Source organism: Lactobacillus delbrueckii subsp. bulgaricus (assembly GCF_046938665.1).
Taxonomy (GTDB): domain Bacteria; phylum Bacillota; class Bacilli; order Lactobacillales; family Lactobacillaceae; genus Lactobacillus; species Lactobacillus delbrueckii_C.
The window spans coordinates 1-229 of record NZ_JBKZCD010000106.1 but is presented as its reverse complement, the minus strand read 5'-3'; the positions used below and the strand labels follow the sequence as shown (position 1 = coordinate 229).

The following is a 229-nucleotide window of genomic DNA, read 5'->3' as shown; positions in this document are numbered from 1 at the left end:
TGCTAATCCAGCAAGTGAATTTCCAGAATCTGGAAAGCCCATAAATTTGTTACTCGAAAAGTTTATATTTCGATCGAGTGAGTCAATCACTTCCTCAATAGAATCATTTAGCACTTGCCCGTCAAGCGGTAAAGTTCCTGTTCTTATAGAAGAATCGATGTTGCTAGAACCATGCACAAAAGAATTATTCGTTTTCCAGTTAATTAGTTCTTTTATGAGGTGATTTAGG

The 229-nt window shown here is 36.2% G+C and carries 1 pseudogene; it reads right to left on the bottom strand.

The features are described 5' to 3' along the window. Window positions 1–204, bottom strand: a pseudogene (locus tag ACLUXO_RS10440) (pyridoxal phosphate-dependent decarboxylase family protein); the annotation flags it as partial. Window positions 205–229 lie beyond the last annotated feature (25 nt).